Genomic DNA, 15,936 nt, shown 5'->3' with positions numbered 1-15,936 from the left:
AAGGCGGCGGCCTACTCTTCGATCTCGATGTGCGTCGGATCCAGGACGCGGCGCAGGAATTCCTTGGTGCGGGCCTGGGTGGGTGCGGAAATGACCTGCTCGGCCACACCCTCTTCAACCACCACGCCGCCGTCCATGAAGACCACGCGGTCGGCCACTTCGCGGGCGAAGCCCATCTCGTGGGTGACCACCAGCATGGTCATGCCCTCCTTGGCCAGGTTCCGCATGACCGAGAGGACGTCGCCCACGGTCTCGGGGTCCAGTGCGGAGGTGGGCTCATCGAAGAGCATCAGTTCGGGGTCCATGCTCAGGGCACGGGCGATGGCCACGCGCTGCTGCTGTCCGCCGGAAAGCTCGTCCGGGAAACGGTCAGCGAGGTGGCCCAGGCCAACCCGCTCCAGGTTGTGCAGTGAGACTTTGTCGGCCTCTTCCTGGGACCGCCTCAGGACCTTGGTCTGGGCGATCGAGCAATTGCGTTTGGCATTCAGGTGCGGGAACAGGTTGAACTGCTGGAACACCATGCCCACCTTGCGGCGCATCTTGTCGATGTCCACATCCGGATCGGTGGCCTCGAAGCCGCCCACCTGGATGGCGCCTTCGTTGGGCTGCTCGAGCAGGTTGACGCAGCGCAGCAGGGTGGACTTGCCGGAACCCGACGGGCCGATCAGGCACACCACCTCGCCGGGCGCCACGTCCAGGCTGATGCCCTTGAGGACCTCGTTGCTGCCGTACGACTTGCGGAGGTCCTTAATGGACACACCCGCCGCGTGAAGGGTGCCGGTGTTGCCGGCGGAGGAATTTACGACGTCGTTCATGGCTTCCCTGCCTATCGCTTGGTCCGCGCGGAGCGGCTTTCGAACTTCCGGGCCAGGAGGCTCAGCGGGATGGTGATGACCAGGTAGAAGGCACCTGCGACCAGGAGCGGCGTCAGTCCGGCGCCCAGGCTGGAGATGCCGTCGCGGCCGAACTTGGTGAGCTCGTACTGCGAGGCGGTCAGGCCCAGCACGTAGATCAGCGAGGAGTCCTTGGTCAGCAGGATGACCTCGTTGGTCAGCGGCGGCAAAACGATCTTGAACGCCTGCGGGATCACGATGGACACCATGGCCCGCCACTGAGGCATGCCCAGCGACCGTGCGGCTTCCAGCTGCCCCTTGGGCACAGCCTGCAGGCCTGCGCGAAGGGTCTCGGCGATATATGCCGCAGCCACCATACCCAGTGAGATCATCACAATGATGGTGACGTTCCACTGGACGCCGAACGCCAGGGGCACACCGTAACCGAAGGCGATGAAGACCAGCAGCGCCGGGATCCCTCGGAAGAACTCGATGTAGCCGGTGGCTATCCAGCGGTAGAGCGGGAAACTGGAGAGCTTCATCAGGGCCAGCAGCAGGCCGCCGGTGAGGCCCACCGCGAAGCCGAGGAAGGTATAGATCAGGGTGTTTTTGAGGCCCACCAGGAAGATGTCCGGAAACATCGGGCCGATCTTGCCGAAGTTGAAGACGCTGTTGCCGATGGTTTTCCAGTCGGTGGCCAGGACCAGCGCGACCACGGCCACAATGAAGATACCGATCTGGACATACAGGCTCACTCTGGCCCGTTGACGTGCGGTCATTGCCATGGGATGCTCACATTCGTTTGCGTGGCTGAGGCCCCGGACGGACTGCAGTGCAGTCTCGTCAGGGGCCCCAGCGGCGTAATTCTCAGGGCTGCAAGGCCTCAAGCGTGCATGAGGCCGACGTGCTTGCTACTTGGCCGTCTGGCCGAACCAGGTGGTTTCGAACTTCTTCAGGCTGCCGTCATCCGTGAGCCGCTTGAGGGTCGCGTTGACCTTTTCGGCCATGGCCGTGTTGCCCTTCTTGATGGCGATACCCAGCTTCTCGCCGGTGGCGTAGTCCTCGACGCGCTTCCACTCGGGCTTGTCCTTGATGGCATAGGCGAGAACGGACTGGTTTCCCAGGGCAGCGTCGATGGTGCCGGCCTGGATTGCCTGGACCAGAAGGCCGGAGTCCTCGAACTGCTGCGCGTCGATGCCCTTGTCGGCGGCGTACTTGGCCCCGGTGGTGGCCTGCTGGACGCCCACCTTCTTGCCCTTGGCGCTGTCAATGCCGGTGATGCCCGAGGCGGTGGAGGCCAGGAGGGTCAGGTCGTCATCCATGTACGGGGTGGAGAAGTCCATGGCCGCTTTACGGACGTCTGTGATGGAGATGGAAGAGACGCTGAGGTCGCACTGGGTCAGCGCGGTGCCGGTCTCGATCGCTTCGAAGGAGCTGTCCACAACGTTCAGTTCAGCCTTGAGGTCTTTGGCGACCTCGGCAGCGATGTCCATGTCGAAGCCGACAATCTTGCCGTCCTTCTGGAATTCGAACGGCTCGTAGGGGACGTCGGAGCAAACGGTGAGCTTGCCGGCGTTGATGAGCTGGACGCCGCCTTCGGAAGCTGCAGGGGTTGAGCTTCCGCCGCCGCAGGCCGTGAGGGTGAGGGCGCCGGCGGCAAGGAGGGCTGCTGCCTTGGCGGCGATTTTGGCGTGTGCCAGGGACTTGAGCTGCATGTTTCTTACCTTTTGTTGCAGGAGTGTGCGGTACTAAATCGGTTCATAGTGTATCGCCGAATGTGAGATGTGCATCACACGAAACACATTTTTACTATTGGATAACTAAACCACGGCAAGATCAAGTCCTGCGGGAGAACTAACTGCGGATTCCGAGGGATTCCAGCATCGGGCGGAACTTCGCCCACGTCTCCGCCAGCTCGGCCTCGGGCTGCGATCCGTCCACTATGCCGCAACCGGCATATAGCCGGACGGTGTGCAGGTCCTCGATGACGGCGCCGCGGAGCGCGATGCCCCACTCGCCGTTGCCTGCAGCGTCCAGCCACCCGACGGGTCCGGCGTAGGGCCCGCGGTCCAGGTGCTCCAGCTTGCGGATCAGGGCACCCGCCACCAAGGTGGGCGTCCCGCAGACGGCGGCGGTGGGATGCAGCGCGTTGATCAGCGCAAGGCAGGTGGGCACGTGGCCTTCAACTTCGGCCAGTTCCGCCTTGACGTCAGAGGCAAGGTGCCACACGTTCGGCAGTTCCAGGATAAAGGGCTCGTCGTGCGCGTTCATGGCCTCGGAAAACGGCGCCAGCTGTGAAGTGAGCGACTGGATGGCGATCTCGTGTTCGTGCCGCTGTTTCTCGGATCCGGCCAGCACCCGCTCGGCATAATCCATCGGAATCCCGTCCTCGCCGTGGGCATCCCGGCGGTCAAGGGTTCCGGCCAGGACGCGGGCCTGGGCGGTGCGGCCCTCCACCTGGATGAGCATCTCGGGCGTCGCGCCCACCAGCCCGTCCACACCGTAAGTCCAGCATTCGCGGTACCGGAGGGCGAGTTCGCGCAAAACCTTCGCTGCGCTGACGCCGGCCGGAAGGGTGGCCACGATGTCCCGCGCCAGCACCAGTTTCTCCAGCGCCCCGGTCCGGATTTCCGCCACGCCGGCCGCGACGGCCGCCATCCAGTCTTCCTCGCTGAGCGAACCGGTGTGCAGGGTTGCGCCGGCCGCCAAAGGCGAAGGACGTACGACGGCGCCGCCTCCCTTCCCGGAACCGGCGGGGGAGGTGCCGTCCCCGCCGGAGGGAACTGCCGACGTCGGGTCGTCACTAAAGGGGAGGTTCCCATCAGGGCTGCCGCCGCTGAGCCAGCCGTCAAGCGCAGCGAGGGCGCCCTCGTGGGTGAGTTCGCCGTCGTCGAACGTTAACTGGGTGAGCCAGTACCGGCCGTCACGGACGCCCACCACAATCTCGGGCACGATCAGCCGTGATTCAAACGGAGACTTCTTCGAGAAGGCGAACGAGCCGAACGCGACGGGGCCGGTGCCGGGAAGTTCCACGGAGTCGGCGATGTCGGCTTCGAGGACGAGGTGGCGCCACCAGATGTCCGCCTCGAGGAAGCGTTCGGGGCCGGTGGCGGTGAAGCGTGCGATCTCGCCGAAGCCCACCAGCCCGGCTTCGCGGCGTGTCCAGCAGAGGATGTCGTCCCGGACCAGAAACTGAGGCAGCCCCTCGGGGGATGCTTTTCCATCCAGCGGGACGGTCAGGGTCTTCAGGAGGCTGGTGCGGAACGTGCTCGTCATGATGAGACAACACTACTCGTTACAAACTTCACCGGGCTTTCAGCCCACAGCCCAAGATCCGCGTGTGGTTCGTGGCCGCGCGGAACATTTGCGACAATGGCATGGTGAACCGAGCATCCTTGGATAAGCGTCCGGACGAAGTAGCCACGATGTTTGACGACGTCGCACCTAAATACGACGTCGTCAACGATGTCCTCTCCATGGGACAGACCCGCCGCTGGCGCAAGGTTGTGGTGGAAGCCGTGGACGCGAGGCCGGGCCAGCGCGTCCTGGACCTGGCCGCGGGAACCGGCACATCCAGCGAACCATATGCCGATGCCGGCATAGATGTGGTCGCCTGCGATTTCTCTCTCGGAATGCTCAAAGTGGGCAAGCGCCGCCGCCCCGACATCAACTTCGTGGCCGGTGACGCCACCAACCTGCCGTTCGCGGACAATTCCTTTGACGCGAGCACCATCTCGTTCGGCCTGCGAAACGTCAACGAGCCTAAGAAGGCCCTCGCAGAGATGCTCCGCGTCACCAGGCCCGGCGGCAAGCTGGTCATCGCTGAGTTCTCCCAGCCCGTGGTCCCGCTTTGGCGCACCATGTATACGGAATACCTCATGCGTGCACTGCCAGCCATCGCCGTGAAGGTGGCGTCCAACCCGGACGCGTATGTCTACCTCGCGGAGTCCATCCGCGCCTGGCCGGACCAGGACAACCTGTCCGCATGGCTGCAGGAATCCGGCTGGGAAAGCGTCACCTACCGCAACCTGACCGGCGGGATCGTGGCCATCCACCGGGCCACCAAACCGCTGGAGTCAACCCCGGACGGGGCAGCCTCCGCCATCGCCGCGCACAAGGGCCCCGTGGCCAAGCTCCGCCGCAACATCACCCGCTGACAGCGTGAAGGTACTGATTGTCGGCGCCGGGCCGGCTGGGTCCACCGCCGCGTATTACCTTGCCCAGGCCGGCATCGATGTGACGGTCCTGGAGAAGACCAGCTTCCCGCGCGAGAAGGTCTGCGGCGACGGCCTGACCCCGCGCGCGGTCCGCGAAATCCAGAAGCTCGGCCTGCCGCATTCTGAGTCGGAGGGCTGGCGCCGGAACAAGGGCCTGCGCCTCCTCGCCGGCGGCCGGACCATCGAACTGCCCTGGCCTGAGGTCTCCGACTTTCCGCAGTACGGCCTGATCCGCACCCGCCTCGGCTTTGACGAGGAACTGGCCCGCCACGCCCAAGCCGCCGGCGCGGTGGTTCTCGAGCGGCACAGCGTCACAGAAGCCCTGCGTTCCGACGACGGGCGCGTGACCGGAGTCCGCGCAGCGCTCCTTGACGAGTCCGGGCGCAAGACGGGGGAGACGCGCGACTTCAGCGCCGACGTCGTACTCGCCGCCGACGGCAACTCCACCCGCACCGCCGTGTCGCTCGGCATCCAGAAGCGCGACGACCGCCCGCTCGGCGTCGCGGTGCGCACCTACTTCACCTCGCCACGCCACGATGACGACTGGATGGAAGGCTGGCTGGAACTCCCCGGCCGCGACGGAAAACTGCTCCCCGGCTACGGCTGGGTGTTCGGCGTCGGCGACGGCACCTCGAACGTGGGCCTGGGCATCCTGAACTCGTCCAAGGAATTCGGCAAGCTCGACTACAAGCAGGTCCTGCGCGAATGGACCGCCGCAATGCCCGCCGAGTGGGGCTTCAGGCCCGAAAACCAGGTGGGCGAGATCCGCGGCGCCGCCCTTCCCATGGGCTTCAACCGCACCCCGCACTACTCGCCGGGCCTGATGCTCCTGGGCGACGCCGGCGGCATGGTGTCCCCGTTCAACGGTGAGGGCATCTCCTATGCCATGGAGTCTGCGCGGTTCGCGGCCGAGTTCATCATCGATGCTTCCTCGCGCTCTGCTTCCAACGGAACGCACGACGCCGACGCCCACCTTTCGGGTTACGCGGACTATGTGCGGGACCAGTGGGGCTCGCACTTCACGCTCGGCCGGGCCTTTGCCGCACTGATCGGAAAGCCGGCGGTCATGAAGCTCGCACTGCGGACCGGCATGCCGATTCCCGTCCTGATGCGCTTTGTGGTGCGGCTCCTGGCGAACCTCACCGACCCGGCTGCGAAGGGCTTCGAGGACCGCGCCATCCGGGTCCTCGAGTCCCTGGTTCCGGCCACATCCAATACCTCCCCGGCTACGAACCAGCGGTATCCGCAACAAAAAGTTAGGGTTAACCCGTGACTAACTCCGCAGACCACAGCTGGACGCACGCCGGGCACGGCCTGCCGGACTCCGAACCCAGCCTCAACACCACCGCCATAGCTACGGGGCTCCAGCTGCCCGCGGGCTTTGCGGCGATCGCGGAGGACGCCGAGCTGGGCCCCGCCATCACCAACAACCTGGCGCGGGTGGAGAAGAAGCTGCGCGAGGCCATCGCCAACTCCGATCCGCTGGCTGACGCGACGTCGCGCCACCTGGTGGAAGCCGGCGGCAAACGCATCCGTCCGCTGCTGACGCTGCTGTGCGCGCACCTCGGTGACGCTTCGCTGCCCGCCGTTGTGCAGGCGGCCGTGGTGGTGGAACTGACCCACCTGGCGACGCTGTACCACGATGACGTGATGGACTCGGCACCGTTCCGCCGCGGCGCTCCCACGGCGCACGAAGTCTGGGGTAACTCTGTTGCCGTCCTCACCGGCGACCTGATCTTTGCCCGCGCCTCCATCCTCGTGTCCGAGCTCGGATCGCGCGCCCTGGGCATCCAGGCCCGCACCTTCGAGCGCCTGTGCCTGGGCCAGCTGCACGAAACCGTAGGCCCGCGCCCGGACGAGGACCCGGTGGAGCACTACCTCTCCGTCATCGCGGACAAGACCGGTTCCCTGGTGGCTGCTTCCGGCCAGCTTGGCGCGATTTTTGCCGGCGCCGACCCGGCCTATGAGAATGTGCTCGTGGAGTACGGCGAAAAGGTGGGCGTGGCCTTCCAGCTCGCCGACGACGTCATCGATGTCACGGGCGTCAAGGTCAAGTCCGGCAAGTCCCCGGGCACCGACCTCCGCGAAGGCGTCCCCACGCTGCCTGTGCTCTTCCTGCGGCGCGATGCCGCTGCCGGTGACCAGTCCGCCGTCGAACTTTTGAAGCTCATTGACGGCGACCTGACCTCGGACGAGGCGCTGGCCTCCGCAGTGGCCGGGCTGCGCGAGCACCCGGTAACCGCCGAGTCCTGGGTTGTTGCCCGCGGCTGGGCCGATGAAGCCATTGCTGCCCTGGCCCCGCTGCCTGAAGGTGTTGTGAAGGATTCGCTGTCCAACTTCGCGCTGGCAGTGGTGGACCGCGCCAGCTGATACTGGCTTTCCGGCCGCTGGCTGCCCTGATCCTGGTCTCCCGCTCGCAGCCTTTCCTTGAATTAAACGGAATAGCCCCGGGTTCTCAGCAACGATACGAGTCATACGTTGCGTCGAACCGGGGCTATTTCTCCGTTCGCATCAGATCCGCCGGAGGCGTTTAGCGGATCCGTGAATAGTCTATGACAGGTTTGTCACAAAGCGCAAGCCTGCTGTTATAGGTGTGTCACAGGCTTCCTCGCCCCTTTCGTGGGGCACTTTGCGGCCGCTTGGATTTAGTCCTCGGTCTGAAGGCGGCGAGTCCGTGTCGAAGTGCCCTGCGACGGCAGTCTTTTCCACATGGCGCAGCTTGGGCCCGCCATCTGCTGCGGTGCGGGGGCACTTTGGAGCCATGGATATTCAAACTTTCCTTGGTGCCCGCGCCGGCGTAGCCCGGGCATCGACGCTCCGTGGGGCAGGATTCTCGCGGACCCACCTCGAGAAGGCGTTGGCCGCCGGGCGCATTGTCAGGATTCGGCGAGGTGTCTACAGCACGCCGCGTGTGGCGGGAGCATTCGGCATGGCGCTGCAGCACAATGCCCTGGTCACGTGCCTGTCGGCCGCCCCGACCTACCGGCTATGGACTCTCCATGAAGCGTCTTCTGTCCATCTGAGTCCGGGACACAAGACGGCGCCACCGGGAACCCTGGCTCATGGTCGGTGCCCTCATCCCACCCACCCCTGGTTGCCGGTCGCTGGCCTGGCCGACGTACTGATTCATTGTCTGCGCTGCCTGCCCACGGTGGAGTCGCTTGTCATGCTCCAGTGTGCAGCCCAACGTGGCGACATCACCCTGGACTTCCTGCGGCGCAAGCTCCCCGGGAACCGTAATGCCCGCGCCAGGGCCCTCCTCGACAACGTCATCCCGCGGGCGGACTCCCTGCTGGAGGTGCTGGCCGACTACCACTTCCGCCGTGCGGGTCTACAGGTGCGGCGGCATGTAGAGATTCCAGGAGTGGGAGAGGTGGATTTCCTGATTGAGGATTGCCTCGTTGTGGAGACCGACGGAGACACCCACTTGGAGCCTCGCCAAGTGAAAAAGGACCGAAAGCGCAACAATGCCACCTTAGTTGGCGGGCGCCTCGGCCTCAGATTTGGCTACGACGACGTCGTCCATCACCCTGAGCAGATGGTGGCCCAGGTGATGGAGGTACTCGAGTTGTGCCGGCAGGGAGCCTTCGGCGCAAGGTGAGTCCCGCCGTCGTAGGGTTCAGCGGGAGGTGAGTCCCGCCGTCGTGGTGCACCTTGGGTTACGTAACTGCGGAAACGGGCCCAATGAGCGGCGAGTCCGTGTCAATGTGCCCCGTTTTGGTTGGGCGGCGGCCTCGAACCTGGCAGCGGTACGCGGACCTGAAGGGGGAGAGGGCTTAGTCCTCTTCGTCGTTGAAGGCCCACTCGAACATGTCGAAGACGAATTCGGAGAAGGTGCCTTCCTCGGATTTCCACTGGCCGCGGGCGTTGTTGCGGCGGTACACGATGGGGTCCGGGACGCTGAGGTCGCCGACGCGGATGCCCCAGGTGAACTGTTCCTCTTCGTCCTCGAGGAACATCAGGAAGCCTTCGTCGTCGACTTCCAGTTCTTCCGGATCCCAGAAGTAGTGGTAGGCCTCCATGAGGTCCTCGCAGCCGCCGACCGCCTGATAGAACTCCTTCAGCACCAGCGGAACCTGGAACTGGTGTTCGGCGAGGGCAGCTTCCAGCTCCTCCGTGGAAATGCCGTCCTCTTCCTGCCATTCGTCTTCGAGATACTTCGGAACCAGCGCGCGGAATTTCTCGAGGAACATGTCAGTCATGGCTCTAATCCTAGCTAATCGCCGGGACCCGAAAATCCGCCCGGAGAGCCGCCGGAAGAGCCGCCGGGTGAACCGCCCGAAGGACCGGCCGAAGGACCACCCGCCGAGCCCCCGTTCCCACCCCGCCGCTGCCAGCCATGCACCGCCAGCGGCGCCTGCCAGTGGCGGCGCCAGGCCAGGACCCGGAAAGTGAAGACGACGGCGGCAACGGCAGCCGCGGAGAGCACGTTGAAGCCGCCCGCAACCCAGAGAACAGCCGTCAGCGCAGACCCCAGGAACGCGGGCAGGGCGTAGATGTCCTTGGGGTTGAAAAGCTCCGGCACCTCATTGGCCGTCACGTCCCGCAGCAGGCCGCCACCCACCGCCGTCATGACGCCCAACAGCACAGCCGCCACGGGATGCATGCCGGCAGCAAGGGCCTTCACCGTGCCGGTCATGCAGAACAGGGCCAGCCCGCCGGCGTCGAACAGGGTAAGCAGCGACTTGAACCGCTTAACACTGGTGTACAGGAAGTAGACCAGGACCGTGGCCAGCAGCGGCGGGAACAGGTACGCGGGGTTGGTGAAGGCGGCGGGCGGGCCGCTGGCGAGGATGAGGTCGCGGATCACGCCGCCGCCCAGGCCCACGAGGGAGGCCAGGAGCAGAGAACCCACAATGTCGATGTTCTTCCGCGCCGCCAGCAGGGAGCCGGACACCGCGAAGAAGAACACGCCCAGCAGGTCCAGCCACACGGGAGCGTTGTCAAAGGCGAAGGTCATCGGTGTCCCGGCTACGTGAAAGTTGGGCGGACAGGGCGGCTCCAACGTTACGCTAGCCCCTATGAATAACCCGATCATGATCGCCTGTGCCCACGGGACGTCCAGCGCCCAGGGTGCGGCCGAGGTCAACGCCCTGCGCGCCGGCATCGCCGCGCTGCGCCCCGGCCTTGACGTGCGGGAAGCGTATGTGGACGTCCAGCAGCCTGACCTGGTGGACGTGGTGGCAGGCCTGCCCGAGGGTGCGGAAGCCGTCGTCGTGCCCTTGCTTTTGAGCGTGGGATACCACGTTAAAGTGGACATCGCGCGGGCCGTGAAGAGCAGGCCGGGGAGCCTGGCCGCCTCGCCATTGGGCCCTGATCCGAGGCTTGCGGCGCTCCTGGACCAGCGCCTCCGCGAGGCCGGCGTCACCGACCGCGACCTGATCGTCCTCGCCGCCGCGGGCTCGTCGAACCCCAACGCCGCCATCAGCGTGGAGGAGCTCCTTGGCCAGCTCCGTGAGTTGCGGAGCAACCGGATCGTGGCCGCCTACGGTGCCTCGGCCAAGCCGTCAGTGCCCGACGCCGTCGCCATGCTCCGCGAGGAAGCGGCCGGGGGTGCCGGGGCGGGGGAGTCCGCGGGAGCCGTGGACCTGGGCGGCCGGGTGGTGATCGCGTCCTACCTGCTGGCGCCGGGCTTCTTCCACGACCAGCTGGGCAAGGCGGGTGCCGACCTCGTCACGGAGCCGCTGCTGCCATCGCCCGTGCTCGCCGAAATCGCGCTGGACAGGTACGACGTCGCCGTCGCCGGCGGGCACTAGGGAAGGGTCCCGGGAAGCACAGCGGCAGGGCATCTTCAAGGCTCTTCGGCGTTTCGTGACGAAATGTTTCCCTAGGTGACTCAACGTTTCCGGACCTTTGTGACGCCCTTCGCGGGCACCCTACAGTCGATGCATGACTGATACAGCTCTAGCCGGAGCGTCCGCGGACCCCGCTGCCACCAAGCGCCCCGCACGCACCGCCAACCGCCCCGCCGCCAAGCCGCACGGGCAGTGGAAAGTGGACGGCAAAACACCGCTGAATGCCAACGAAACCTGGAAACAGGAAGACGACGGCCTGAACGTGCGCGAGCGTATCGAGTCCATCTACTCCAAAGAGGGCTTCGACTCCATCCCCGGCCAGGACCTGCACGGCCGCTTCCGCTGGTGGGGCCTGTACACCCAGCGCAAGCCCGGGATCGACGGCGGCAAGACCGCAACGCTTGAGCCGCACGAGCTCGAGGACAAGTACTTCATGCTCCGGGTAAGGATCGACGGCGGCGCGCTCACCACCGAGCAGCTGCGCGTCATCGGCCAGATTTCCGTTGATTTCGCCCGGGATTCCGCCGACCTCACCGACCGCCAGAACATCCAGCTGCACTGGATCCGCGTGGAGGACATCCCCGAGATCTGGACCCGCCTGGAAGGTGTTGGCCTGTCCACTACCGAGGCCTGCGGCGACGTCCCGCGCGTCATCCTTGGCTCCCCGGTTGCCGGCATCGCCAAGGACGAGATCATCGACCCCACGCCGCTGATCGAAGAGCTGGGCGAACGCTTCATCGGCAACCCGCTGCTCTCCAACCTGCCGCGCAAATACAAGACCGCCATCACCGGCCACCCCAGCCAGGACGTGGTCCACGAGATCAACGACTTCGCCTTGGTTGGAGTCAGGCACCCCGAACTCGGCGTCGGCTACGACCTCTGGGCCGGCGGCGCGCTCTCCACCAACCCGATCCTGGGCAAGCGCCTCGGCGCGTTCGTCCGCCCCGAGGAAGCTGCCGAAGTATGGCTCGGCGTCACCAGCATCTTCCGCGACTACGGTTACCGCCGCATGCGCACCAAGGCCCGCCTGAAGTTCCTGATGGCTGACTGGGGTCCGGAGAAGTTCCGCCAGATCCTCGAGGACGAGTACCTCGGCTACAAGCTGGCCGACGGTCCCGCCGCCCCCAAGCCCACCTCCCCGGGCGACCACATCGGCGTGCACGAGCAGAAGGACGGCAAGTTCTTCATCGGCGCCACCCCGCTGGCCGGCCGTCTCTCCGGCGCGCAGCTGGTCAAGCTTGCGGACACCCTGGAATCCCGCGGCTCCTACCGCCTGCGCACCACCCCCCACCAGAAGCTCGTTGTGCTGGACGTTCCCAAGGAGCAGGTGGAGCCACTCGTGGCCGAGCTGGACACCCTGGGCCTGTCCGCCCGCCCGTCCGTCTTCCGCCGAGGCACCATCGCCTGCACCGGCATCGAGTACTGCAAGCTGGCCATCGTGGAAACGAAGGTCACCGCAGCCACCGCCGTCGCCGAACTGGAACGCCGCCTGGCAGACCTCACCGAGTCCGGCGAACTGCCGCACGCGCTGTCCCTGCACATCAACGGCTGCCCCAACTCCTGCGCCCGCATCCAGACCGCGGACATCGGCCTCAAGGGCATGATGCTGCCAACGCCCGACGGCGACCCCACCCCGGGTTTCCAGGTCCACCTGGGCGGCGGGCTGGCTTCCAGCGACCGCGAGGAAGCAGGACTGGGACGCACCGTCCGCGGCCTCAAGGTCTACGTCGAGGACCTGCCCGACTACGTCGAGCGCGTCGTCCGCACGTTCGTCGCCCAGCGCGCCGAAGGCCAAACCTTCGCCGAGTGGGCCCACGCAGCAGATGAGGAGGCCCTCCAGTGAGCAAACACGCAGCAGGAGTTCCAGTGGCAGGCGATGCCGCCCAGGGAGTGGCATCGGGCCTGTCGGAGCCGCGCGCTGAGCTGATCGAAGATCAGCTGCGCGGCGAAGGGGCGGGGGCGGCATCGCCTGCCGCGGCGCCCACCCTCCGCACCCACGACGAGCTCAAGGCCATCGCGGAGTCCGGTGCCGCCGAGCTCGGCTGGGACGCCCCGGCCCGCGACGTGATCGCCTGGGTGGAGCGCAACTTCGACCTCTCCGCAGTAGCGGTCGCGTGCTCCATGGCCGACGCCGTCCTCCCGGCGCTGGTCGCGGACCAGATGCCCGGCGTCGACGTCCTGTTCCTGGAAACCGGCTACCACTTCCCGGAAACCTACGCCACGCGTGACGAGGTGGCCGCGAACCTCCGCGTCAACGTCGTGGACGTGCTGCCGGAGAACACCGTGGAGCAGCAGGACCGGCTCCTGGGCAAGGACCTGTTCGCCCGCGACGCCGCCCAGTGCTGCGCCCTCCGCAAGGTTGCCCCGCTGCGCCGCACCCTGGCCGGCTACGAACTCTGGTTCACCGGCGTCCGCCGAGACGAGGCCCCCACGCGGACCAACACCCCGCTGGTGACCTGGGACGAGGTCAATGGCCTGGTCAAGGTCAACCCGGTGGCCGCGTGGAGCTTCGACCAGCTGGTCCAGTACTCCGATGACAACCTCCTGCCCGTCAACCCGCTGCTTTCCCAGGGTTACCCCTCGATCGGCTGCCAGCCCTGCACCCGGAAGGTTGCGCCGGGCGATGACCCCCGCGCCGGCCGCTGGGCAGGCACCGACAAGACAGAATGCGGACTACACGTATGAGCACTTTCCTAACTGAGGAGTCCAGTCAGGTGACTGAAGCTGCCGTTTCCACGCGCCTTTCCAGCCTGGACACCCTCGAATCCGAAGCGATCCACATCATCCGCGAGGTTGTTGCCGAGTTCGAGAAGCCCGCACTTCTGTTCTCCGGCGGCAAAGACTCCGTGGTGATGCTGCACCTGGCCACCAAGGCGTTCTGGCCGGGCAAGGTCCCGTTCCCCGTCCTGCACGTGGACACGGGGCACAACTTCCCCGAGGTCATCGACTTCCGCGACCGGACTGTCGAGCGGCTGGGACTGAAGCTCGTCGTCGGCTCCGTCCAGGAGTTCATCGACCGCGGCGAGCTCGCCGAGCGTGCCGACGGCACCCGCAACCCGCTGCAGACCGTCCCGCTGCTGGACGCGATTCAGCAGAACAAGTTCGACGCCGTGTTCGGCGGCGGCCGCCGTGACGAGGACAAGGCCCGCGCCAAGGAGCGCATCCTGAGCCTCCGGGACGAGTTCGGCCAGTGGGATCCGCGCAACCAGCGCCCCGAGCTGTGGAACCTGTACAACGGCCGCCACACCGTGGGCCAGCACGTCCGCGCGTTCCCCATCAGCAACTGGACCGAGCTGGACATCTGGCGCTACATCGAACGCGAGAACATCGAGCTGCCGGGCCTGTACTACGCCCATGACCGCGAAGTGTTTGCCCGCGACGGCATGTGGCGCGCGGTGGGCGAGGTTTCCCAGCCGCTGCCGCACGAGGAAGTCATCACCAAGACGGTCCGGTACCGAACCGTGGGCGACATGTCCTGCACAGGCGCCGTTGAATCGGCCGCCGCCACCGTGGGCGACGTCGTGATTGAAGTTGCAGCCTCCACCATCACCGAACGTGGTGCCACCCGCGCAGATGACCGCATCTCCGAGGCAGCCATGGAAGACCGCAAGAAGGATGGTTACTTCTAAATGAGCATCGACACTTTGGCCGCCGAGCTGGAAACAGCCCTGCCCACCACACTCTTCCGCTTTGCCACCGCAGGATCGGTCGACGACGGGAAGTCCACCTTGGTGGGCCGCCTCCTGCACGACTCCAAGGCGATCCTCGCTGACACGCTCGACGCCGTTGCCCGCACCTCCTCGGACCGCGGCTTCGGCGGCGAGAAGGGCGGGATCGACCTCGCCCTCCTGACCGACGGCCTGCGCGCCGAGCGTGAACAGGGCATCACCATCGACGTGGCCTACCGCTACTTCGCCACGGACCAGCGCAGCTTCATCCTCGCGGACTGCCCCGGACACGTGCAGTACACCAAGAACACGGTGACCGGCGCGTCCACGGCGGATGCCGTCGTCGTACTCATTGACGCCCGCAAGGGTGTCCTGGAGCAGACCCGCCGGCACCTGTCCGTGCTGCAGCTGCTGCGCGTGGCGCACGTGATTGTGGCCGTGAACAAGATCGACCTCGTGGACTTCAGCGAGTCAGTGTTCCGCGAAATCCAGGCCGACGTGCAGCAGGTGGCCCGCGAACTGGGCATCGGCTCCGGCGAGCTGGGCACCGCCGACCACATCGACGACCTGCTGGTCATCCCGGTGTCCGCCCTCGACGGCGACAACGTGGTGGACCGGTCCGAACGCACCCCCTGGTACGACGGCCCGGCCCTGCTGGAGGTCCTGGAAACCCTGCCCGCCGCCGACGAGATCGACACGCAGCTGGAGAGCTTCCGCTTCCCCGTGCAGCTGGTCATCCGGCCGCAGGGTGCGCTGGCTCCCGACGCCGTTGCCGCAGGCCTGGATGTTGAGGCCTACCGCGACTACCGCGCCTACGCCGGCCAGATCACCGAAGGTTCCGTGAAGGTGGGGGATTCCGTGTCGGTGCTGACGCCCGGCCAGGCTGCCCGCACCACCACCGTGGTGGGCATCGACTTCGCCGGTGAGTCCCTGCAGGAAGCGTTCGCCCCGCAGTCCGTGGCGATCCGCCTGGCTGAGGAATTCGACGTCGCCCGCGGTGACACCATCGCCGCCGCCGGGACCGTCCGCGAATCCTCCGCCGACCTGTACGCCGCCCTCTGCTGGCTGTCGCCGAAGCCTTTGCGGGAGGGTGCCAAGGTGCTGGTGAAGCACGGCACCCGCACCGTCCAGGCGCTGGTCCGCAACGTCAGCGGCAAGCTGGACCTTGCTTCGTTCAAGCTCGAAGCCACCTCAAGCCTGGAGCTCAACGACATCGGCCACGCGCAGCTCCGGCTCGCGGCCCCGCTGCCGCTGGAGAACTACACGCACCACCGCCGCACCGGCGCGTTCCTGGTCATCGACCCGCTGGACGGCAACACGCTGGCCGCGGGCCTGGTCAAGGACCACCCGGGCGACCACGAGGACGAGCGCTACTCGATCTGAGTTTTACCCGAGACCGCGGCTTGTTCGCAGATCCGGACCT

Annotated in this window: 15 protein-coding genes; 9 read left to right on the top strand and 6 right to left on the bottom strand. The window is 66.2% G+C overall.

The annotated features are described in order from the left end of the window. Window positions 1–11: 11 nt before the first annotated feature. The 4 genes from ABIA70_RS04420 to ABIA70_RS04405 form a co-directional block, all read right to left on the bottom strand. On the bottom strand, window positions 12–815 hold the full coding sequence (locus tag ABIA70_RS04420) for an amino acid ABC transporter ATP-binding protein (RefSeq protein ID WP_354146343.1): 804 nt from the start codon (window positions 813–815) through the stop codon (window positions 12–14). Between the two features lie 11 nt (window positions 816–826). Continuing rightward, on the bottom strand, window positions 827–1,618 hold the full coding sequence (locus ABIA70_RS04415; RefSeq protein WP_354146342.1) for an amino acid ABC transporter permease: 792 nt from the start codon (window positions 1,616–1,618) through the stop codon (window positions 827–829). Window positions 1,619–1,744: 126 nt separating this feature from the next. Next, on the bottom strand, window positions 1,745–2,548 hold the full coding sequence (locus ABIA70_RS04410; protein ID WP_354146341.1) for an ABC transporter substrate-binding protein: 804 nt from the start codon (window positions 2,546–2,548) through the stop codon (window positions 1,745–1,747). Between the two features lie 139 nt (window positions 2,549–2,687). After that, window positions 2,688–4,109, bottom strand: coding sequence for an isochorismate synthase (locus ABIA70_RS04405; protein ID WP_354146340.1), 1,422 nt, complete (start codon window positions 4,107–4,109; stop codon window positions 2,688–2,690). 104 nt (window positions 4,110–4,213) lie between these two features. On the opposite strand from ABIA70_RS04405, the gene ABIA70_RS04400 reads away from it, so the two are divergent. The 4 genes from ABIA70_RS04400 (at window position 4,214) to ABIA70_RS04385 (ending at window position 8,651) form a co-directional block, all read left to right on the top strand. Further along, a complete protein-coding gene (locus ABIA70_RS04400; RefSeq protein ID WP_354146339.1) occupies window positions 4,214–4,990 on the top strand; it encodes a demethylmenaquinone methyltransferase in 777 nt (258 codons plus the stop codon). A 4-nt stretch (window positions 4,991–4,994) separates the two neighbouring features. Beyond that, on the top strand, window positions 4,995–6,323 hold the full coding sequence (locus ABIA70_RS04395) for a geranylgeranyl reductase family protein (RefSeq protein WP_354146338.1): 1,329 nt from the start codon (window positions 4,995–4,997) through the stop codon (window positions 6,321–6,323). Then, window positions 6,320–7,420, top strand: a complete 1,101-nt coding sequence (locus tag ABIA70_RS04390; RefSeq protein WP_354146337.1) for a polyprenyl synthetase family protein — start codon at window positions 6,320–6,322, stop codon at window positions 7,418–7,420. Before ABIA70_RS04395 ends, ABIA70_RS04390 begins: the two co-directional genes overlap by 4 nt. A 391-nt stretch (window positions 7,421–7,811) precedes the next feature. Next, entirely contained in the window at window positions 7,812–8,651 is an 840-nt protein-coding gene (locus tag ABIA70_RS04385) for a type IV toxin-antitoxin system AbiEi family antitoxin domain-containing protein (protein ID WP_354146336.1), read from the top strand. Window positions 8,652–8,826: 175 nt separating this feature from the next. Here the strand turns inward: ABIA70_RS04385 and ABIA70_RS04380 are convergent, their stop codons facing one another. Beyond that, on the bottom strand, window positions 8,827–9,252 hold the full coding sequence (locus ABIA70_RS04380) for a hypothetical protein (protein WP_354146335.1): 426 nt from the start codon (window positions 9,250–9,252) through the stop codon (window positions 8,827–8,829). A 14-nt stretch (window positions 9,253–9,266) separates the two neighbouring features. Continuing rightward, the gene (locus ABIA70_RS04375) at window positions 9,267–10,010 is read right to left on the bottom strand and encodes a trimeric intracellular cation channel family protein (protein ID WP_354146334.1); all 744 of its coding nucleotides are present in this window, start codon (window positions 10,008–10,010) and stop codon (window positions 9,267–9,269) included. Window positions 10,011–10,071: 61 nt separating this feature from the next. Between ABIA70_RS04375 and ABIA70_RS04370 the strand changes: the two genes are divergently transcribed. The 5 genes from ABIA70_RS04370 (at window position 10,072) to ABIA70_RS04350 (ending at window position 15,896) form a co-directional block, all read left to right on the top strand. Next, on the top strand, window positions 10,072–10,806 hold the full coding sequence (locus ABIA70_RS04370) for a sirohydrochlorin chelatase (RefSeq protein WP_354146333.1): 735 nt from the start codon (window positions 10,072–10,074) through the stop codon (window positions 10,804–10,806). Window positions 10,807–10,939: 133 nt separating this feature from the next. Next, entirely contained in the window at window positions 10,940–12,688 is a 1,749-nt protein-coding gene (locus tag ABIA70_RS04365; protein ID WP_354146332.1) for a nitrite/sulfite reductase, read from the top strand. 95 nt (window positions 12,689–12,783) lie between these two features. Beyond that, window positions 12,784–13,530 (top strand): phosphoadenylyl-sulfate reductase, encoded by a 747-nt coding sequence (locus ABIA70_RS04360; protein WP_502917170.1) that lies wholly within the window; start codon window positions 12,784–12,786, stop codon window positions 13,528–13,530. Continuing rightward, on the top strand, window positions 13,527–14,474 hold the full coding sequence (gene cysD / locus ABIA70_RS04355; RefSeq protein WP_354146331.1) for a sulfate adenylyltransferase subunit CysD: 948 nt from the start codon (window positions 13,527–13,529) through the stop codon (window positions 14,472–14,474). Before ABIA70_RS04360 ends, cysD begins: the two co-directional genes overlap by 4 nt. Beyond that, window positions 14,475–15,896 carry a sulfate adenylyltransferase subunit 1 gene (locus ABIA70_RS04350; protein ID WP_354146330.1) on the top strand — a complete coding sequence of 474 codons (1,422 nt, stop codon included), beginning with the start codon at window positions 14,475–14,477 and terminating at the stop codon, window positions 15,894–15,896. It begins immediately after the preceding gene. Window positions 15,897–15,936: the final 40 nt, after the last annotated feature.

The organism is Arthrobacter sp. 754 (genome assembly GCF_040548695.1).
Lineage (GTDB): Bacteria > Actinomycetota > Actinomycetes > Actinomycetales > Micrococcaceae > Arthrobacter.
Note: the sequence above shows the minus strand (reverse complement) of the source record. Positions and strands in the feature narration are given on the sequence as shown.

Coding starts and splice junctions, on each gene's coding strand:
- ABIA70_RS04415 (WP_354146342.1), bottom strand. CDS start 1,618: ATGGCAATGACCGCACGTCAACGGGCCAGAGTGAGCCTGTATGTCCAG.
- ABIA70_RS04420 (WP_354146343.1), bottom strand. CDS start 815: ATGAACGACGTCGTAAATTCCTCCGCCGGCAACACCGGCACCCTTCAC.
- ABIA70_RS04385 (WP_354146336.1), top strand. CDS start 7,812: ATGGATATTCAAACTTTCCTTGGTGCCCGCGCCGGCGTAGCCCGGGCA.
- ABIA70_RS04365 (WP_354146332.1), top strand. CDS start 10,940: ATGACTGATACAGCTCTAGCCGGAGCGTCCGCGGACCCCGCTGCCACC.
- cysD (WP_354146331.1), top strand. CDS start 13,527: ATGAGCACTTTCCTAACTGAGGAGTCCAGTCAGGTGACTGAAGCTGCC.
- ABIA70_RS04370 (WP_354146333.1), top strand. CDS start 10,072: ATGAATAACCCGATCATGATCGCCTGTGCCCACGGGACGTCCAGCGCC.
- ABIA70_RS04405 (WP_354146340.1), bottom strand. CDS start 4,109: ATGACGAGCACGTTCCGCACCAGCCTCCTGAAGACCCTGACCGTCCCG.
- ABIA70_RS04350 (WP_354146330.1), top strand. CDS start 14,475: ATGAGCATCGACACTTTGGCCGCCGAGCTGGAAACAGCCCTGCCCACC.
- ABIA70_RS04380 (WP_354146335.1), bottom strand. CDS start 9,252: ATGACTGACATGTTCCTCGAGAAATTCCGCGCGCTGGTTCCGAAGTAT.
- ABIA70_RS04375 (WP_354146334.1), bottom strand. CDS start 10,010: ATGACCTTCGCCTTTGACAACGCTCCCGTGTGGCTGGACCTGCTGGGC.
- ABIA70_RS04410 (WP_354146341.1), bottom strand. CDS start 2,548: ATGCAGCTCAAGTCCCTGGCACACGCCAAAATCGCCGCCAAGGCAGCA.